General features: G+C 70.0%; 1 protein-coding gene. It reads right to left on the bottom strand.

Features of this window, described 5'->3' with window-relative positions:
- The coding region (locus ACPCK6_RS29580) for an ABC transporter ATP-binding protein (RefSeq protein WP_396884531.1) at positions 1-973 on the bottom strand (973 nt) is incomplete at its 3' end.
- Positions 974-1,050: the final 77 nt, after the last annotated feature.

Below are 1,050 nucleotides of genomic sequence, written 5' to 3'. Positions count from 1 at the left end.
TCTCCGGGTAGTGGCAGGCGGTTTGCTGCCGGCCGTCGTCGCGGGTGGTCAGTGCGGGTTCTTCGGTGGCGCAGTGGTCGGTGGCTTTCCAGCAGCGGGTCCGGAAGCGGCAGCCCGACGGTGGGTTGAGGGGGGTGGGCACGTCGCCGGTGAGGCGGATGCGGCCGGCGGGTCCGAGGGTGGTGACGTCGGGGATCGCGGACAGCAGTGCCCGGGTGTAGGGGTGCTGCGGGCGGGTGTAGATGGTGTCGCGGTCGCCGATCTCGACGATCTTGCCGAGGTACATGACGGCGACGCGGTGGCAGAAGTGCCGCACGACGGCGAGGTCGTGGGCGATGAACACGAACGCCAGATCGAGGTCGTGTTGCAGGCTGCGGAGCAGGTTGATGACCTGCGCCTGGATGGATACGTCCAGCGCCGAGACGGGTTCGTCGGCCACGATCAGCTTCGGCTTCAGGGCCAGGGCGCGGGCGATGCCGATGCGTTGGCGTTGCCCGCCGGAGAACTCGTGCGGATACCTGTTGTAGTGCTCCGGGTTCAACCCGACCAGTTCCAGGAGTTCCTGGACGCGGTGTTTGACGCCGCCGGGTGGGGTGATCCGGTTGACCTGCAACGGCATCGCCACGATCCGGCCGACGGTGTGGCGGGGGTTCAGCGACGCGTACGGGTCCTGGAAGATGATCTGCAGGTCCTGCCGCAGTCCGCGCAGCTCACCCCGTCTCGCGTGGGTGATGTCCCGCCCCGCGAACGCGATCGACCCGGCGGTGGGCTCCAGCAGGCGGACCAGCATCCGCCCGGTCGTGGTCTTGCCACACCCCGACTCCCCCACCAGTCCGAGGGTCTCGCCGGGGCGCACATCGAAGTCCAGCCCGTCGACCGCCCGCACCGCACCCGTGGCGCGCAGGCCCTGCCGGACCGGGAAGTGCTTGGTCAGGCCGCGCACGGACAGCAGCGGCTCGGTCTCGGTGCTCATCGGGCCACCCCCACCTGGGCTACCTCGTCGCGGTAGATCCGCTCCCGGTCCCCCGCCGACAGATGGCAGGCCACCAG

It is taken from the genome of Micromonospora sp. AB353, from assembly GCF_049538395.1.
GTDB classification, from domain to species: domain Bacteria; phylum Actinomycetota; class Actinomycetes; order Mycobacteriales; family Micromonosporaceae; genus Micromonospora; species Micromonospora aurantiaca.
This window is presented reverse-complemented; position numbering and strand designations above follow the sequence as displayed.